11 protein-coding genes are annotated in these 17,783 nt (G+C 72.6%); 4 read left to right on the plus strand and 7 right to left on the minus strand.

What is annotated here, in order from left to right; genetic code table 11:
* Positions 1-4 precede the first annotated feature (4 nt).
* The 4 genes from AC07FA_RS12850 to AC07FA_RS12865 form a co-directional block, all read right to left on the minus strand.
* Complete coding sequence (locus AC07FA_RS12850; RefSeq protein WP_479075132.1) at positions 5-1,519, minus strand: PrsW family intramembrane metalloprotease; 1,515 nt, start codon at positions 1,517-1,519, stop codon at positions 5-7.
* Positions 1,520-1,635: 116 nt separating this feature from the next.
* Positions 1,636-2,457: a tRNA (guanosine(46)-N7)-methyltransferase TrmB gene (trmB, locus tag AC07FA_RS12855; RefSeq protein WP_479075134.1), complete on the minus strand. Its 822-nt coding sequence runs from the start codon at positions 2,455-2,457 to the stop codon at positions 1,636-1,638.
* The gene (lhgO, locus tag AC07FA_RS12860) at positions 2,450-3,706 is read right to left on the minus strand and encodes an L-2-hydroxyglutarate oxidase (RefSeq protein WP_479075136.1); all 1,257 of its coding nucleotides are present in this window, start codon (positions 3,704-3,706) and stop codon (positions 2,450-2,452) included. The genes trmB and lhgO overlap by 8 nt, the downstream gene beginning before the upstream one ends.
* 142 nt (positions 3,707-3,848) lie before the next feature.
* Entirely contained in the window at positions 3,849-5,354 is a 1,506-nt protein-coding gene (locus tag AC07FA_RS12865; RefSeq protein WP_479075137.1) for a sporulation protein, read from the minus strand.
* Between the two features lie 947 nt (positions 5,355-6,301).
* Between AC07FA_RS12865 and AC07FA_RS12870 the strand changes: the two genes are divergently transcribed.
* The gene (locus tag AC07FA_RS12870; protein ID WP_479075139.1) at positions 6,302-8,410 is read left to right on the plus strand and encodes an asparagine synthase-related protein; all 2,109 of its coding nucleotides are present in this window, start codon (positions 6,302-6,304) and stop codon (positions 8,408-8,410) included.
* A gap of 83 nt (positions 8,411-8,493) precedes the next feature.
* Here AC07FA_RS12870 and AC07FA_RS12875 read toward each other — a convergent pair whose 3' ends face one another.
* Together AC07FA_RS12875 and AC07FA_RS12880 are read right to left on the minus strand one after the other, a co-directional pair.
* Positions 8,494-10,503 carry a sigma-70 family RNA polymerase sigma factor gene (locus tag AC07FA_RS12875; protein WP_479075141.1) on the minus strand — a complete coding sequence of 670 codons (2,010 nt, stop codon included), beginning with the start codon at positions 10,501-10,503 and terminating at the stop codon, positions 8,494-8,496.
* Positions 10,504-10,741: 238 nt separating this feature from the next.
* Positions 10,742-11,581: a TetR/AcrR family transcriptional regulator gene (locus AC07FA_RS12880; RefSeq protein WP_479075143.1), complete on the minus strand. Its 840-nt coding sequence runs from the start codon at positions 11,579-11,581 to the stop codon at positions 10,742-10,744.
* Between the two features lie 383 nt (positions 11,582-11,964).
* Between AC07FA_RS12880 and AC07FA_RS12885 the strand changes: the two genes are divergently transcribed.
* Both AC07FA_RS12885 and AC07FA_RS12890 read left to right on the plus strand, forming a co-directional pair.
* Positions 11,965-13,377, plus strand: a complete 1,413-nt coding sequence (locus tag AC07FA_RS12885; RefSeq protein WP_479075145.1) for an NAD(P)/FAD-dependent oxidoreductase — start codon at positions 11,965-11,967, stop codon at positions 13,375-13,377.
* 350 nt (positions 13,378-13,727) lie between these two features.
* Entirely contained in the window at positions 13,728-15,431 is a 1,704-nt protein-coding gene (locus tag AC07FA_RS12890) for an ATP-binding SpoIIE family protein phosphatase (RefSeq protein ID WP_479075146.1), read from the plus strand.
* Here the strand turns inward: AC07FA_RS12890 and AC07FA_RS12895 are convergent.
* Positions 15,425-16,723, minus strand: coding sequence for an MFS transporter (locus AC07FA_RS12895; RefSeq protein WP_479075192.1), 1,299 nt, complete (start codon positions 16,721-16,723; stop codon positions 15,425-15,427). The two genes, AC07FA_RS12890 and AC07FA_RS12895, sit on opposite strands and share 7 nt — an antisense overlap.
* A gap of 152 nt (positions 16,724-16,875) precedes the next feature.
* Between AC07FA_RS12895 and AC07FA_RS12900 the strand changes: the two genes are divergently transcribed.
* A complete protein-coding gene (locus AC07FA_RS12900) occupies positions 16,876-17,430 on the plus strand; it encodes a MarR family winged helix-turn-helix transcriptional regulator (RefSeq protein ID WP_479075147.1) in 555 nt (184 codons plus the stop codon).
* Positions 17,431-17,783: the final 353 nt, after the last annotated feature.

Consider the following 17,783-nt stretch of genomic DNA (forward strand, 5'->3'; position numbering starts at 1 on the left):
ACGCTCACCGAGCGGGACGGCGAGGTGAGTCGTACGGGGCCTGACGGTACGGCGGCTGGTGGTACGGGCGTTGCTGGTACGGATGTTGCTGGTCCGGAGGTTCCTGGTACGGACGTTGCTGGTACGGGAGCCCGGTGGGCGGCGCCGCCGGGTTCAGGTACGGGTTGTAGCCGCCGTACCACCGGTGCGGGGCCGGGAGCGGTGCCGACGGCCGGGGCTTGAGCCGGCCCGCCGCGTACGTGAGTGCCGGGCCGGCGATCTCCCGGCGCTCCCAGAGGTGGTGCAGCAGCTCCCGCTCCCGTACGGCGAAGTCCGCGCCCGCCGCCCCGCGCCGGGCCCTTCGCCGCAGCACGGCCAGTGACGTCGCGAACGACTCGTACTCGGCCACCGACCGGGCCGCGGCCCTGGCGCCGGCCCGGCCCGGGCCGCTGTTCCAGTGGCGGGCCACGTCACGGGCCATACCGCGGGCCCGCATCGAGGAGAGCGCCGACGGTTCGGCGGGGGAGAGCCAGCCGGCCGCCGCGTACGCGGGCAGCTCGGCGGCGAGCGTGCGCAGCTCGCGCTGGCGCGACCAGATCGCCAGCCAGGTCACGAGGGCGAACGCCGGGACCATGAACGCCCCGTACACCGCGAAGAAGCCGTACCGGCCGAAGGTCGACGAGCCGTTCCACAGGGCGTGCATCCCCATGGCGAGGGCGAGTCCCAGCAGGGGGACCACGATCCGGCGGGCCCGGTGGCGCCGCGCGCTGAGCGCGGCGATCCCGAAACCGATGCCGGTGAGCACGGTGAACAGGGGGTGCGCGAACGGCGACATCACCACGCGGACGAAGAAGGTCCCGGCCGTCACCGCACCGATGCCCGTGCTGCCCAACTGCTGGTCCTCGCCGAAGGCATTGCCCAGGTAGAGGATGTTCTCGGTGAACGCGAAACCGGTCGCGGTGAATCCGGCGACCACGATGCCGTCGACGACACCGCTGAACTCCCGTCTCCGGAAGAGGAAGATCAACAGAACCGCGGCGGCCTTCGCGCTCTCCTCGACGACCGGCGCTATCACCGTCGCACCGAGGGTGTCGGCGCTCGACGGGTCCGCGGTCGCCGTGGCTATCCAGCGCGCCGCGAAGGTGTTCGCGGTGATCGCGACCAGCGCGGCGGCGCACGCCCCCCAGGCGAAGGAGAACAACAGACTCCGCCAGGGGCCCGGCTCGACCCGGTCCAGCCAGCGGAAGGCCGCCATCAGCAGCGGCACGGGCAGCACGGCGAGCCCGAGCCCGACGAGGAAACCCTGCGTACCGGTCTGCTCGCGGACCAGGGACAGGATGAGCAGCCCGCAGAGCGCGAGTACGGAGATCACCGCACCGGCACGGAACGTCCTGCTGCGCCACACCATGCCGACGCGGCGCGGCCGGTCACGCCACTGCCCGCGCTCCGGCACGGCGCCCAGGATCTCGTCGAGCCGTTGCTCCTCGAGAACCGGGACGGCCGGCTGCGGCTGCTGGTGCTGCGCGGACCACTCGTACACCCGACGACCCTAACGAGGGGAACCGACACCTGACCACGGGGCGAGGGGCGCGTGGCCGGGAAGCATCCGGCCCGGAAAGAGCCGGCGGCACGGCGGCACGACGGCGTCCGGCGGACTCAGACGCGGGCGAAGAGCAGGTCGTGCACGACGTGTCCCTTGTCCAGGCCCTGGCCCTCGAACCGGGTCAGGGGCCGGAACGCGGGCCGTGGTGCGTATCCGCCGTCCGCCTGTGTGTTCGCGAAGCGGGGGTGCGCGGTGAGCACCTCCAGCATCTGCTCCGCGTACGGCTCCCAGTCGGTCGCGCAGTGGATCACGGCGCCCGGCTTCATCCGCTGCGCCACCAGGTCGAGGAACTCCGGCTGGATCAGCCGCCTCTTGTGGTGGCGCGCCTTGGGCCAGGGGTCGGGGAAGTACACCCGGAGGCCGTCGAGTGCCTCGGGGGCGAGCATCTCGCGCAGCAGGATGATCGCGTCACCGTTGGCCACGCGGACGTTGGTCAGACCCGCCCGGTCCGCGAGGCCGAGCAGATTGCCCTGCCCGGGGGTGTGCACGTCGACGGCCAGGATCCCGGTGCCCGGGTCGTCGGCCGCCATCTGCGCGGTGGCCTCGCCCATCCCGAAGCCGATCTCCAGGATGACCGGCAGCCCGTCGAACAGCTCGGGCAGATCGAGGACGCGCTGTCCGTCGATGTCCAGCCCCCACTTCGGCCACAGCCGCTGGAGGGCGTCCTCCTGGCCGGCGGTGACCCGGCTGCGGCGCGGCTGGAAACTGCGGATCCGGCGCTCGTGGTGCGAGCCGGCGGGGTCGGCGGCGGGACCGCCGGGGAAGCGGGGCTCCTGACGCAGCCGGCGCATCCGCTCGAAGGAGGCGGCGCGCAGGGCAGCCGCGTCGTCCGTGGCGCCGGGCGTCTCGGGGGTGGGGTTCAGGGGCTCAGACACAATGCCCCGATTCTACGGCGGGTGGCTTCCACCCCGTGGCACGAGCCCGCGACAGGGCCCGCCGTGCCACCTCCCTCCCGATGGGCAGCGAGGCGGTGGCGGCGGGCGAGGGCGCGTTCAGCACGTGCACGGTGTGCGGTGCCTCACGGATCAGGAAGTCGTCCACCAGCGTGCCGTCCCGCAGTACGGCCTGGGCCCTGACGCCTGCGGTGGAAGGGCGCAGGTCGTCCTCCGTCACCTCGGGCAGCAGCCGCCGGACGGCCTCGGTGAACGCCCGCTTCGACAGTGACCGGTGCAGCTCGCCCGCCCCGTACCGCCAGTGCCGGCGGGCGATGTGCCAGGAACCCGGCCAGGTCAGCGTGGCCGCGAGCTCGCGCGGGCGCACGACGGGCCAGCTGTATCCCTCGCGTGCCAGTGCGGGTACGGCGTTCGGCCCGATGTGCACGGAGCCGTCGAAGCCCCGGGTCAGATGCACCCCGAGGAAGGGGAAGGCGGGGTCCGGCACCGGATAGACCAGGCCGCGCACCAGCCGTTCCCTGGCGAGCTCGTAGTACTCACCGCGGAAGGGGACGATCCGCACGCCCGGGTCGTCGCCCGCGAGCCGTGCGATCCGGTCGCTGTGCAGTCCCGCGCAGTTGACGAGGACCCTGGCCCGGACGACCTGCCCGTCCGCCGTCCGCACCGCCGCACCCCAGGGGCGGCGGTCGATCGCGGTGACCTCGGCCCCGTAACGGATCTGTCCGCCCGCCGCGCTCACCTCCGCGGCGAAGCGGGCCGCGACGGAACCGAAGTCGCACACGCCCGTCGTGCCGACCCTGATCGCCGCGAGCCCGCGCACATGCGGCTCGTACTCCGCGATCTGCGCCGGGCCCAGCTCCCTGACCGGCAGACCGTGCGCACGGCCGCGCTGCACCAGGCCGTGCAGCCGCGGGAGCTCGGACCGCTCGGTCGCGACGATCAGCTTGCCGGTCACCGCGTGGGCGATGCCGTGCTCCGCGCAGAAGTCGACCAGCTCGGCGGCGCCCCGCACCGCGAAGCGGGCCTTGAGGGACCCCGGGCGGTAGTAGATACCGCTGTGGATCACTCCGCTGTTGCGCCCCGTCTGATGGCGGGCCGGCCCCCACTCCTTCTCCAGGACCGTCACCCGGGTGCCCGGAGCGGTACGCGTGATCGCATACGCCGTCGACAGACCGACGATCCCGCCGCCGATCACCAGCACCTCGCAGTCGTACGCCGCGTGCGTCATCATCACGCCACCTCCCACCCCGATAGTGCACTGACCCACTGACAACGGGCTCAAACCAGGGGCGGGCAGGGCGTGGCGCACAGCTGCCACGGTGCCGGGGCCCGGCGGGGCCGCCCCCGGCGCGGCCCCGGGTCCGTTCGGCGGCTTATGCCCGGGCCACCAGCAGCGGCCGGGCCCGCTCCCGCAGCTCGGCGACCCGGGGCTCGTCCCCGTACGGTTCGAGCCGGTGCAGCAGGTCCCGTACGTACTCCGTGGTGCGCGCCGAGGAGATCCGCCCCGCCACCTCCACCGCACGCGTCCCCGCCGCGCACGCCGCGTCGAGGTTGCCCGACTCCAGCTCGGCGACCGCCGACACGACGAGGCGCAGGCCGTGCGAGCGGACGAACTCCTCGGTGGGTTTCGACAGTGCCTGCTCGGTGAAGCGCCGCACCTGCCGGGGCGCCTTCAGATCGCGGTAGCACTCGGCGGCGTCGGCCGCGAACCTGTCGTAGGAGTAGAAGCCCAGCCAGGGAGGGTCGGTGTCGCCGGTCCGTGAGCGTTCCAGCCAGCTCTCGGCGGCCTTGAGCGCGGCCCCCGCGGCCGGTGCGTCGCCCGCCTTCGCATGGGCGCGCGCCTCCACGAGCCGGAAGAAACTCATGGTGCGGGCGGTGGCGAGGCCGCGGTTGCGCTCGACGGCTGCCTGCGCGAGGTCGACGCCCTCGTCGGCGAAGCCGCGATAGGTCGCCTGGAGGGACATCGACGCCAGCACATAGCCGCCGAGCGGCACGTCGGCGGCGGCCCGTGCCAGCCGCAGCGCCTGGATGTAGTAGCGCTGTGCGGCCTCCTGCTGGCCGGTGTCGAACGCCATCCACCCGGCGAGTCTGGTCAGTTCGGCCGAGGCGCCGAACAGCGCGCGGCCCACCTCGTCGCTGTAGGAGCCGAGGAGCAGGGGTGCCGCGTCGACGCGTAAGCACTCCGGGACCATCGAGGAGCGCCAGTCCCCGCCGCCGTACTTGGAGTCCCAGCGGCGCGCGTCCTGTGCCGCCTCCCGGAGCTTGGTCACATCGCTGTGGCCGACCCGCAGTGGTGAGGCGTCGGAGACCGACTCCGGTCCGGGCTGCACCGGCACGCCGACGTGCGCTCCGAGCGCGCCCTGCGGTCCGGGCGGCCCCAGGATCGCGGCCTCCGCGGCCGTCGAGTCCCGCGCGACCGACGAGTCGGCGGGCGTTATCAGCCAGCGGGACGCGGGTGTCGCGTACGCGCTGACGGAGAACGAACCGGCCAGGGACTGCCAGATCCCGCCGCCGCCCCGCCGCCCGGCGAGATCCAGCCGGTACAGATCGGTCGCCGACCGCACCGCCTCGGCCACGTCCCTGGGGAACGCGAGACCGACCTCGGGCGCCGGGTCGGCGTCCGCGAGCCCGATCTCGTGGAGCGGGACCGGGCGGCCGAGCTTGGCCCCGATCGCCGCGGCGATGAGATGGGGCGCGGCGCCCTGGGGCACCATGCCCTTGGCGACCCACCGGGCCACCGAGGTCTTGTCGTACCGAAGTGTCAGCCCGCGCTGTGCTCCGAGGTCGTTGACCCGCCGGGCGAGCCCGGCGTTACTGATTCCCGCGAGGGCGAGAACCGTGCCGAGCTTCTCGTTCGGCCCGCGTTGCTCCCTGGACATGCGCCACCCCTCGACACACAGACGGCCGCCGCGTCACCGGTGGGGCGCGCGGCATTCGTACCGTGTCCTCCCCAGGGACGAACCCCGGCACTCCGGCCGCACACGCATTTGGCCGAGCCCCGAGGAATATGCCTCCCTGCCGAGAACATCAGTAAACACAGCGTAGTTCGCCGCATCCCTACCGTTAAGGGTCAGACGTCCGTATGGCGGGAATGTTGTCCGCCGACGCCGGCGGCCATGTGCCCGGGGAGCGCGGCCGGGGCGTGGGCCAGGGGCGCGTGAAGCCGTCGCGACGGGCGCCCCCGGGAGGCCGCGGTGGGGGAGCGGTACGCGGCTGACGTGCTCCTGGTGTGTGGCCGTGCGCCCGTCCGTGCGCTCTCGTACGGCCAGGGTGCAAGCGCTTCGATGGGTGCTGCGTGGGTCGGCCCGCTGCACTGGACTCAGCGGGCTGGGGGATAACGCCGCCCCATTCCCCGCGGGCGGCGGACCGGTCCGGGAGGTGGGGCACACCTCCCGGACTGTGTGTTCTCCCGGGGCATCGTGGCAGGCGGCGAGCCCGGGGCGGCTGCCTCCGCCTCTCGCCCGGCCGCTCGGCGCGTTCCGTCGCGCAAGGGGCACATGTCGCGGCCCGGCCCTCCGAGATTGGCTGAATGACGCCTATGGAGTGAGGTCGCCGCCAGGGGGTTGGTCGTGGCCGGATTTCGACCACTTGTCGCAGGGGTCAACCGGGGTCCCTTCCGGTGACCGAGTGCCGCAACGCCCGGAAGGTGCCCCTCCGTTGGTGGAGCACCCGGGGAGGTGCTGCCGGGCCTTTGCCAGGGGCGCATGCAGTTCCGGCGTGCGCTGTCCGTACCCCCTCGGCTGGGCCGTTGTCGTGGCAGCATGTCCCGCAGTGGGCGCCCCTCTGTTCAGGTGCGCCGGTTTGTCCACAGCCTGTGGAGGCGGCGATGCGTTGGTTGGTGGGGTGGAGCAGTATCGCTGCGAGCTTCGGCACCGTCGGCGCGGTCGACGCGGGGGAAGAGGGGCGCACGGTTCATCCGGTCGGCTCCCAACTCCTGTGGGGGGACCCCGATCCGCTGTGGGCCGTCGGGGACTGGCGGCCCGACGAGATCCGTGTCGTCTCCGTCGCGACGCCCCCAGGCGCCCCCACCGCCAGGATCGCCGTGCTCGGCTGCTGCGGGGCCACCGACGAACAACTGCGCGTGGGCCTGCTCGCCGCGCGCGGCGGAGCACTGCGCCACCTGACCGCCTGGCCCGGCAGCTACACCGCCGTCGTCCAGATCGGCCGCCGGATCACCGTCGCGGGGGACCTGGCCGGCGCCCGCCCCGTGTTCCACACGCCCTGGGCCAACGGCACGGCCTACGCCACCGCCGCCCTTCCGCTCGCCGACCTCATCGAGGCCCAGCTGGACATCGGCCATCTGGCCGCGCTGCTCGCCTGCCCCGACACCCCGGAGGCGCTGGGCAACGGCACGCCGTACGTGGGGGTGAAGCGCATCCCGCCCGGCCACGCGCTCATTCTGCGCGAGGGTTCCCGGGAGATCACCGGGTACGAGGCGGTGGCCTCCCTCGCCGTGGCGGCTCCCCAGACCGACCCCGTACGCGCCGTGGACGGTGTGCGGGACGCGCTGGTCGAAGCCGTACGCGCCCGGCTCATGGCACCGCGCCACGCACCGGAAGCGCTGCCGGTCGACCCCGGGCCCGTGCCCGGCATGGGTCCCGCCGAGCGCCGTGCGGCCCGCGGGGCGCCCGTGCCCGGCATCGGCGCCGATCTGTCCGGAGGCAGTGCCTCAGCCACGCTCGCGCTGTTGGCCGCCGGGCTGCCCGGACTGCCCGGCACGCTCCTCGGCCACGGCACGGGAGCGGGGGAGCGGCTGCTCGCCGTCACCTTCAACGACCTCACCGCACGCGACCACGAGGACGAGCTGGAACGGGCCCGTGTCATCGCCGCCAACCCGCGGCTGCACCACGTGGTCGTCGCCGCCGGCGAGGAGGCCCTGCCCTACGCCGAGCTGGACGGCCCGCTCACCGACGAGCCCGGCCCCTCCCTCGTCGTCTCGGCACGCCACCGCCGCCGCCTCGCGGCGGGCAGCGCCGACCACTTCGTCGGGCACGGCGCCCGGCAGGTCCTCGACGCCCATCCGGCCCGCCTCGCCGACCTGCTGATGGACCGGCGCCGACGCCACCTGCTGCGACCGGTCGCCGCGCTCGCGAAGGCCGAAGGGCCTTCGGCGCACTCCCTGTTCGTACCGCTGTCCGTCTACCGGGCGGCCCGCAGGCTCGCCCGTACGTCTTATCGCACCGGGCTCGAAGAGGCGGCCGACCGGCTGCCGGACGCCAACAGATTCGCCCCCGACCTCGACACACCCGCCGACGCGTCGCTCTCCGCCCTCACCTGGTCGCGGCCGGGGCCCGCGGCCCGCTGGCTGACGGGGGAGGCGCTCGCCGAAGTATCGGTTCGTCTCCAGGAGGCGGCGGTCCGGCCGAACTCCGTGCAGCGCCCGGGAGAGGCCCGCGCCCGCGCCGCACTCGCCCGGCACGCCAACGACCACCGCATCCTGGAGCAGGCGGCCGAGATCCGCAGTCAGCGCCTGCACGCCCCGTTCCTGGACAACCAGGTCGTACGAGCCGCCCGCGCCCTTCCCGAATCGCTCCGGGTCCAGCCGGGTGCGCGCGCGGCGATCCTGCGCAGGGTGCTGGCGGGCGCGGGAATCCAGGATCTCCCGCCGGGCTGGGGCGCCCCGTCGCATGCCACCTCGACCGCGGCCACCCGCGTCGGACTGCGCACCGCGCTCCCTGAACTACTCGCCCTGTTCGACGCCCCGCTCCTGGCGGACGCGGGCCTGGTCGAGGCCCGCGTCGTACGCAAGGCCCTCCGGGCGGTGTCCGAGGGGGAGCCGCTTCCGCTGGACGGGCTGGCCGAACTGGCGTCCACGGAGCTGTGGCTCCGGCGGCTCCTCGCCCGCCGGGGCACCTGCTGGACGGGCACGGCGGCTCCGCGCCAGCGCGCGGTGGCGGGCGGCGTGGTCCCGGCCAGGCGGACGCTTCAGCCGTAGCGGAGGCCCGGGACCGCCCCCCATGACCTCGGGGCCGCCCCAGGACGACGACACGGCCCCAGTGGCGCCTGAGCGGGCGCGGCCTAGGCGCAGCTGATCCGTGACTCCGCCCAGTCGGCCAGGGCCACCGCGTTGAACGGCGTCCCAGCCTCCGCCGCCTCCACGACGAGGCGAATCCGCTCCTGCCCCGCGATGCCGACCCCCACGGGAACGGCCGGGTCGCCGCCCCGCATCACCGGGGACTGCCACAGCCGCGCCCCGCCACCGTCGAACACGGAGAAGCGCACCGCGCCAAGGCCCATCGTCAGATCGTCGACGCCGACCATCGCCTCATAACGGCTGCACCGGCGGTTCAGCTGGATGACGACCGAGGAGTTCGCGTGGACGGTCACCCCGTGCGCGTACCGCGTGGAACCGATCGCGAGCCCCGAACGCTGCCAGACCCAGCTGCTCCCGCCGATCACCACCTCCGGCTCGGTGTGGTCGCCGAACGCGGAGTACTTCATCTCGCTGACCTGGTACACCTCCGGAGCCGGCGCCGGTGCGGGAGGCGGGGTGGGCGCGGGCGGCTTCGGCGTGGGTTCGGGAGCCGGTGGCGGCGGCGTCGGCTCCGGCGTCGGCTCTGGGCTCGGGCTCGGCGGCGGTGTCGGGCTGGGGGTCGGCTTCGGTGTGGGCTTCGGCTCGGGTGCCGGAGCGGGGGCGGCCGGGACCGGAGGCCGCGGCTCCGGCGGCGGTTGGGGAGAGGGGACGGCGGGAGCCACCACCGGGGGCCTGGCCACCGGCTTGGGCTCCGGCTTCGGCTGGTCGTCCCCGACCAGGGCCCACACCAGCCCGGCAGCCGCGGCCACGGTCACCGCCGCGGCGATCCCGGCCTTCGCCGGGGCACCGAGGCCTTCGGAAACCGCCGCGCCACCGGCCGAGGTCCCGGCCGAACCGCCGCCCGTGGCCGCCGCGGCGGCGCCGGCACCGGTCGCGCCGGCCACGCCTCCCGCGACGATCCCCGCGGCCTTGAGCGAGTATCCGGCGGCGAACCAGCCGATGACCGCGATGGGCAGCAGGGCCGGAATCCCCGCGTTCACATGGGTCAGCTCGCCCGCGGCGATCCGGCACTTCGCGCACTCGTCCAGGTGCTTGCGGAGCCCGCGCTCGGCCCGCATACGGAGCCCGCCCCTGGCGTACGCGCCGAGCCGGTCCGCGTACCGCGCGCAGTCGCCGCCCGTCATCAGCGCCTGGCTCACATGCGCCTGGAGATACGCCTGCTTGAGCCCTTCACGGGCCCGGCTGGCCAGTACGGCCGTGGCGTTGGCGGTCAGCCCGAACAGCGGGGCGATCTCGCTCGGCGACTCCTCCTCCACCGTGGTGTGCCAGAGCACCGCCTGCCAGCGCTCGGGCAGGCTGCGGAACGCCTGCATGGCCATCGACTGCTCGGCCTCGTGCATCGCCAGCACATCGGCGCCCAGTTCCAGGGTGTCGTCGTCAGCGAGCTCGGAGGTGCGCGACGCCTGCGCCGCGAAGACCGCGAAGTCGTCGACCAGCTGCTCGCGCTTCGCGCTCTTCGTCCAGGCGGCGCCGACATGCCGCACGGCCGTCATGAGGTAGGCCCGGACGGCTTCCTCGGGCCCCTTGCCGCCGCGCACCGCCTGGAGCGTGCGCGCGAACACCTCGGCCGTCAGGTCGTCGGCGGTGTGCGCGTCACGGCAGCAGCTGCGCGCGTAGCGGCGGACCGCACCCGAGTGGCGCCGGAAGAGCTCGTCGTACGCCTGGTCGTCGCCGGCCCGCATGGCCTGGATCAGCTGGGCGTCGGACACCACGTCGTCCGCGGTGCCACTGCCGCCCTCGCGCTGCGGCGGAACCGCGTACCCGGCGGCGTCCGATGCGCTGCCCGCCCCGCCCGGCGCGCCTGCCGCAGAGCCGTCGTCCGGAGAGTCGTCGACGGGCGCCGGCCACGGGCCGGGCAGAACGGTGCCACCCTCGGCATCATCGGCCGAGCGCCCCGGTCCGGCCTGACTCGGCACCAGTCCGCCGGTCTCCGTGCCCCCACCCGCGGCAGCGATGCCGTCGAGCGGTACTTCCTGTTGCCCGTCACCGCTCATCGCGGAAGCCCCCGTATGCGCCTTCGGACCCGAACCGGGCAAGAGTGCCACAGAGCACGATCGCCACGGACTGTAGGCCCCGGCAACCACTCATCCGAGGTGAATTTCCCACGTGTGGGCATGAGAGATCACTCGTCCGGGGACGATCCACCCCCCGCCGAGGGGCCCACAGTTGACGGCCGCGGCAGCACCGGTGCCCGTCCACCGGGACGGACACCGGGGGACGGACAACGGGCTGTCACACGGTCCGGGACCGCAGTCCCTCCAGCAGGATGTCGAGCAGCCGTGCCGAGGCCGCGGCCTGCTGAGCCGCGTCGGGCAGCGCGGGAGCCGCCGTGGCGATGACCAGCAGCACATCGGCCACCGTCACATCACCGCGCAGCTCGCCCGATTCCCGCGCGCGGCCGACGAGCCTGCCCACGACCTCCAGCAGTTCACCCGTGCCCGCGTCCTCGTCGTCGAGAGCCTCGTCGGCGGCGGAGCGCTGCGCGACCACCCGCAGACCGGGCTGACCCACTCCCTGCCGCTGCTGCGGAACCCGCGTCACGTCATGGCTCTCGCCCGGTGCCGGCGCGGCGACGGAATCCGTGCCCGGCCCCTGTGCCGACGCGGTCGTCTCCTCGGCCTCGACGCCTACGCGCAGCACCTGCGGCGGCAGCAGCCGGCCCGCACCCGATGCCACGGACGTCCGCAGGAAACGGGAGAGCGCCGACCACGGCTCCTCCTCCTGGCCGAGCGCGGCCCGCGCCTGCTCGGTCAGCCGGGAGGTCTCCTCCTCGGCTATCCGCCGAACCAGCACGTCCTTGCTCGGGAACCGCCGGTAGACCGTGCCGACTCCGACCCTGGCGCGACGCGCCACGTCTTCCATCGGAGCCCCGTACCCCAGCTCACCGAACACCTCACGCGCAGCCCGCAGTACATGTTCCAGATTGCGCTGTGCGTCCACGCGGAGCGGTGCCTGACGGACGCCGGTCACAGCTGTCCCCGCGGTATCGACCGCTCCCACCGCGCTGAGCCGCCCGTGCCCCTCGGAAGAGGTCGAGACAGCAGCCTGCCAATGCGAATCCTGAATGTGCATACTTCCCCCGGTTATGACGTCTCCCCCCGGAGACTTCCCCGCCGTATCCGCCGAGGAGCGGATCACCATCCGCACCCGACACCCCGACGGGATACGAACATAGTTGAGCCCGGGTCAATTCAGAAGGGGGTTGTTCCGTACGGAGTGCCCCCCGATCGGAGCAAGGACCGGTTGGTTACCGATTCCACCCCTGGTCACGACCCCTTCCGCAACGTCTGACCTGCGCAGGTATCGCATCCTGCGACGCACAGGCGCCACCGGACCGCCCCTGACCTCCAGTCACACAATTTGCCGGGCCTGTGGACAAACACCTGACTCCGTTGCGTCATGGGATGGTGATGGCTCCAGATTTCCGGGGGAAGACCCCCGGCACCCGGCCAGGTGTGCGCGTTCTCGTAGTCGGTGGCGGCTACGTGGGGATGTACACGGCGCTGCGTCTCCAGCGGAAGCTGAAGCAGAGACTGAAGAGCGGCGATGCCGAGATTGTGGTGATCACTCCCGAGCCGTACATGACGTACCAGCCGTTCCTCCCGGAAGCGGCCGCGGGCTCGATCTCACCCCGCCATGTGGTCGTGCCGCTGCGCCGGGTCCTGAAGCGCTGCACGATCGTCATCGGTGAGGCCGAGCACATCGACCACGCCAAGCGCACCGCCACCGTCACCACCCTCGCCTCGGGTGAGGACGGCACCGGCGCCCTCGAGATCGCGTACGACGAAATCGTCATGGCGCCCGGCTCCGTATCGCGCACCCTCCCGATCCCCGGCCTCGCCGATTTCGGCATCGGCTTCAAGACCGTCGAGGAGGCCATCGGCCTGCGCAACCACGTCATCGAACAGATGGACATCGCCTCCGCCACCCGCGATCCCGCCATCCGCGACGCCGCCCTCACCTTCGTCTTCGTGGGCGGCGGCTACGCGGGCGTCGAGGCGCTCGCCGAACTCGAGGACATGGCCCGGTACACCTCGCGGTACTACCACAACATCAAGGCCACGGACCTGAAATGGATTCTCGTCGAGGCGTCCGGCCGCATCCTGCCCGAGGTCGGTGACGCGATGGGGAAGTACGCCATCCGCGAGCTGCGCGGCCGCAATATCGACGTACGCCTCGACACCCGACTGGACTCGTGCGAGGACCGGGTCGCCGTACTCAGCGACGGTTCCCGCTTCCCGACCCGCACGCTCGTGTGGACGGCGGGCGTCAAACCCGCGCCGCTCCTCGCCGCGACCGACCTGCCCCTGACCGAACGCGGACGTCTCCGCTGCACGGCCACACTCGCTGTCGACGGCGCCCCGCACGCCTGGGCGGCAGGCGACGCCGCGGCCGTTCCCGACCTGACCGCCACCGAACCGGGCAAGGAAACCGCCCCCAACGCGCAGCACGCCGTGCGCCAGGCCGCGGTCCTCGCGGAGAACATCCTCGCCACGCTCGAAGGGCGGCCGCTCAAGGAGTACCGGCACGCCTACGCGGGGTCCGTCGCCTCGCTCGGTCTCCACAAAGGCGTCGCGCACGTCTACGGTCGCAAGCTCAAGGGCTACCCGGCCTGGCTGATGCACCGCGTCTACCACCTGAGCCGGGTCCCCACGTTCAACCGGAAGGCGCGCGTCCTTGCCGAATGGACCCTGGCCGGACTCTTCAAGCGAGAGATCGTCTCCCTCGGCTCGCTGGAACACCCGCGCGCCGAGTTCTCCCTCGCCGCCGGCGGTCCCGGACGTAACGGAGGCCCGGGGCGTAACGGAAGCACCGGAAGACCTGCGACGCCCCCGAAGGACGGCGACCCGCCGAAGACCTCCGGCTGAGCCTGCCTGCCAGGCCCCGGGCGCCATTCCGACGGCCTCCGTTCAGCCCGTGGACCCATGGCCGACCCACGGCCGACCGACGGCTGAACGACCACTGTCAGTACGGACCGTCACACTGGACGTGTGACCATAGGTGGGCCCACACGTGCACAGAGTGACCCCGTCGGCAGTGACCAACAGTGACCAGCAGCGGCGCCCCACCAGCACGAGGAGGCCCGGCCGCGCCTTCCCCGGGGCCGCCGTCGGCGCCCCGCCCGCGCAGCAGGACTGGGCGCGGACCCGGCAGAAGAACCGGCAGAAGAAGCAGCCCGCCCGAGCGGACCAGACCGACACACGAGGCCAAGAATTCCGTGAACTTCACGCGTTGGAGCGCCCGCCTTCCCGGCACGCAGCGACGAGCCGCCGCGCGGGACGACCGCAGTTCCGTCCCCGCCGCACGCGCCGAGTGCGCCCGGCCGGAGACCGTGACCGTCCTGCCGGACGGTGACGCGGGAACGCCCCCGGCCGCTCCTGGAACGGGACAGGCACCGGGCCACGCACCGGACCACGTACCGGGACCCGGTCTGGAGGCCCTCTCGGCCCGCGAGATCCTCGGTCAGCTCCCCGCCCCGGTCGCTCTGCTCCACGGCCCGGACCACCGCATCACCTACGTGAACGAGGCGTACGAGACGGCTTTCGGCCCCCGCCCCACCGGCGCCCCCGCGGCCGACGCCATGCCCGAGCTCGTCGAGCTGAGCCTGCTGCCGCTCCTGGACCAGGTGCTGCGCAGCGGCACACCCCGAACGGTCAAGTCCCGCAAGGTCCTCGACGGCAGCTCGTACACGGTGACTTGCACCCCTGTGGCCGCCGCCGACAAGGAGAGCGAAGGCGGCGTGCTCGTGTACGCCACCGACGTCACCGACCACGCCGACGCGGCCGAGCGGCTCCGCACCAGCGAGCGCCGCCACCGCGAAACGGCCGTCACCCTCCAGCGCTCCCTGCTCCCGCAGGAGCTGGAGCAGCCCGACGACCTGCGGATCGCCGCCACGTACCAGCCCGGCGGCACGGACGCCGCGGTCGGCGGCGACTGGTACGACGTCATCACCCTGGGCGCCGGCCGCACAGCGCTCGTCATCGGGGACGTCATGGGCCGCGGGGTCCGCGCCGCCGCGGTCATGGGCCAGCTGCGCACCGCCGTCCGCGCCTACGCCCGTCTCGACCTCCCTCCCCACGAGGTGCTCCAGCTCCTCGACGGTCTCGCCGCCGAGATCGACGCCAGCCAGATCGCCACCTGCGTCTACGCGGTCCACGATCCGAACGAGGGCCGGCTGGTCTACGCCTCCGCCGGCCACCTGCCGATCCTCGTGTGCGACGAGGACGGGGTCATCCACCGCGCCGAGGACCCGACCGGCCCCCCGCTCGGCACCGGCGGCTGGATCCACACCTCCGGCACCATCCCCCTGCCCCCGGGCTCCACCGCCGTCCTCTATACGGACGGACTGGTCGAGCGGCGCAGTGAGGACATCGACGAAGGGGTGGCAGCCCTGGAGCGCGCCCTCTCGGGTGCCAAGGGGTCCCCGCAGGTGGTCTGCGACCGCCTCATCCGCTCCCTCGGCGTGACGGCGGAACACGACGACGACGTGGCCGTCCTGGTCGTCCAGCACCCGGCTCGTACGGGGACGAACGCGGAGCTGTTCCACAACGCCTCGCTCGAACTGCTCGGCGGCATCGAGGCCGCCCCGCGCGCCCGCGCCTTCGCCACGGGGGTGCTCACGTCCTGGCGCTTCCCCGTCGAGCTGTGCGATCTGGGCGTTCTCGCGGCGAGCGAACTCGTCGCGAACTCCCTCCAGCACGGCACCCCGCCGATGCGTCTCGGCCTGCGCCGCACGGACCGCCGCCTGATCATCGAGGTGACCGACGGCGACGACCACCTGCCGCGCCGCCGCCGCGCCGAACCGGCGGACGAGGCGGGACGCGGCATCTCGATCGTCGCGACCATCGCCTCGTCGTGGGGCAGCCGCCGCACACCGGGCGGCGGCAAGGCGGTGTGGTGCGAGTTCGCGCTGCCTCAGTGAGCGGCAGCGGGCGCGGGGGCCGGTTCGGTCCCCGGCAGTGACACGGCCACCACCCGTGACGGCACCGCCGCGAGCGAAGGCTGGTCCTGTACGGGGGTGAGCCGGCGGCCCAGCCGCAGCGCCAGCACGGTGATGCCCAGCGAGAACAGCACGAACGTCACGATGTACGGCCCGTGCAGCGTCGCACCCATGGGCCCGCCCACGGCCGGCCCGACCGCCAGCGCCAGCTGCTTGCACAGCGCGAAGGCCGAGTTGTACTGCCCGACCATCGAATCCGGCGCCAGATCGGCGACGAGGGGGGCCACGGTCGGCGACAGCATCGACTCACCGAGTCCGAACAGTGCGTACGTCGAGATCATCGCGGCCGTCGCCATGGTCTGGCTGCCGTGCCCGAGGCCCGCGTACCCCGCCACGATCCAGGCGAACGCCCAGATCACGCCGACCCAGGCGATGACCCGGGTGCGCCGCCGCCGCTCGACCAGCCGCAGCACGACGAACTGTGCGACGACGATGACAGCGGTGTTGGCGGCCAGTGCGATACCGAGGGTCGAGGGCTCGATCCCGGCAGCCTCGGTGCCGTACGCGGCGAGTCCGGACTCGAACTGCCCGTAGCAGGCGAAGAACAGCACGAAGCCCAGCACACACAGCTGCACCATCGCCCGGTGCGAGAGCAGCACCCGGAGCCCGGCCTTGGGTGCCGTGCCGTCGGTGGGCCTGGCATCGGTGATGGAGGGGGTACGCGGCATGCGCACGGTCCCCGCCACGACGCCCAGCACCACGAACATCGCGGCCTCGATCAGGAACAGCAGGGTGAAGCTCGACGGGCTGCTCGTGTCGACGATCAGACCACCGAAGAGTCCGCCGATGCCGAGGCCCAGGTTCTGCAGGAAGAACTGCATGGCGAAGGCGCGGGTACGGGTGGAGGTGCTGGAGCACCACACCAGCATCGTGGCCAGCGCCGGCTGCATGACCGCGGTGCCCGCACCGAGCACGGCGGCCGACAGCACGGTGGTGGTCACATTGCCGGCGACGCCGAGCGCGGCCGCGCCCACGGCGGCGACGACGGCGGCGACGATCAGGACGGGCATCGGACCACGCCGGTCGATGGCCCGTCCGGTGAACGGCAGGACGGCCAGAGCTGCCATGGCGAAGACAGCCAGCACGACACCCGCCGTACCGGCACCAAGATCCCGTACCTGCGCCACATAGACGTACAGATACGGAACGGTGAACCCGAGTCCGAACGCGCTCAGCGCGCTCCCCACCTGGATCCGCCGCAGCGCTGCACCCATCTCCCTGGTCACGCTCACCTACCTCAAGATTTCGAAGACTTCAGACAACATCGAACTACCAAGACTCGAAGACTTTAGCACTAAAGTTAGACAGTGAACAATTGAGGTTGAAGGACTTCGACGGTGAGGGAGGGCGTGCCATACTGCCCGCCATGTCCGACACCACCGAGCCCGGCCCGCAGGAGCCGAGCCTCGACGAGCAGATCGCCGCCTATCAGCGCGAGTTCCGCGATCTCGACCCCCAGGTCGAACAGGTCGTCTCGGCCCTCGGCCGGCTCAACCGCCGCATGAACGTCGCGTACGGAAGGCAGCTCGCCGCCCTCGGCATCAGCAATGCCGAGTGGGAGGTCCTCAAGACGCTGGTCCTGGCCGGCACGCCGTACCGACTGGGCCCCGGCGAACTCGCCAAGCGCCTCGGTCTCACCCCGGCCGCGATGACCCACCGCATCGACCGCATGGCGGGCGAGGGCCTGGTCACCCGGGACAGGGACGAGAACAACCGGGTGCGGGTCATCGTCGAACTGACCGATGAGGGTCGTACGAAGTGGCTGGAGGCGATGCGCATGGCGACCGCCTTCGAGGAAGACCTGCTCCAGGACCTTTCCGACGACGAGCGCGGCGGCCTGGGCGACATGCTGATCCGTCTGCTGCGCCGCGTGGAGCACGCCCAGCCGGACGCCGGCGGCCGCCTCACCGACCTGGACTGACGCGGCCCGGAGGGGGGTTGACACGCCCCTCCCCGATCCGTAAGGTTCTTCGAGTTGTCACGGGGCCGGAACGGTTCTGCGACAACCGATCCCGCCGCGAACGCGGCAACCAAACTCAGCACGATCTCCCACCGGGGAGAATTTCGGCATGCCGAAATTCATTTCGAAGACTCGATTATGAGTCGCCGGGAGAATCCGCTAGAGTTTGAGACGTCGGAACGGCCCAACAGCCGCAAAGACAAACCCCGCTGACTGGGGATCAGGCCCGAAAGGATCTGATAGAGTCGGACTCGCCGGAAAGGGAAACGCGAAAGCGAAGAACTGGAAAGCGAAACCCGCTTCGACCGGGAATC

It is taken from the genome of Streptomyces sp. NPDC045968, from assembly GCF_056430475.1.

Coding starts and splice junctions, on each gene's coding strand:
- AC07FA_RS12875 (WP_479075141.1), bottom strand. CDS start 10,503: ATGAGCGGTGACGGGCAACAGGAAGTACCGCTCGACGGCATCGCTGCC.
- AC07FA_RS12865 (WP_479075137.1), bottom strand. CDS start 5,354: ATGTCCAGGGAGCAACGCGGGCCGAACGAGAAGCTCGGCACGGTTCTC.
- AC07FA_RS12880 (WP_479075143.1), bottom strand. CDS start 11,581: ATGCACATTCAGGATTCGCATTGGCAGGCTGCTGTCTCGACCTCTTCC.
- AC07FA_RS12870 (WP_479075139.1), top strand. CDS start 6,302: ATGCGTTGGTTGGTGGGGTGGAGCAGTATCGCTGCGAGCTTCGGCACC.
- AC07FA_RS12900 (WP_479075147.1), top strand. CDS start 16,876: ATGTCCGACACCACCGAGCCCGGCCCGCAGGAGCCGAGCCTCGACGAG.
- AC07FA_RS12895 (WP_479075192.1), bottom strand. CDS start 16,723: ATGGGTGCAGCGCTGCGGCGGATCCAGGTGGGGAGCGCGCTGAGCGCG.
- lhgO (WP_479075136.1), bottom strand. CDS start 3,706: ATGATGACGCACGCGGCGTACGACTGCGAGGTGCTGGTGATCGGCGGC.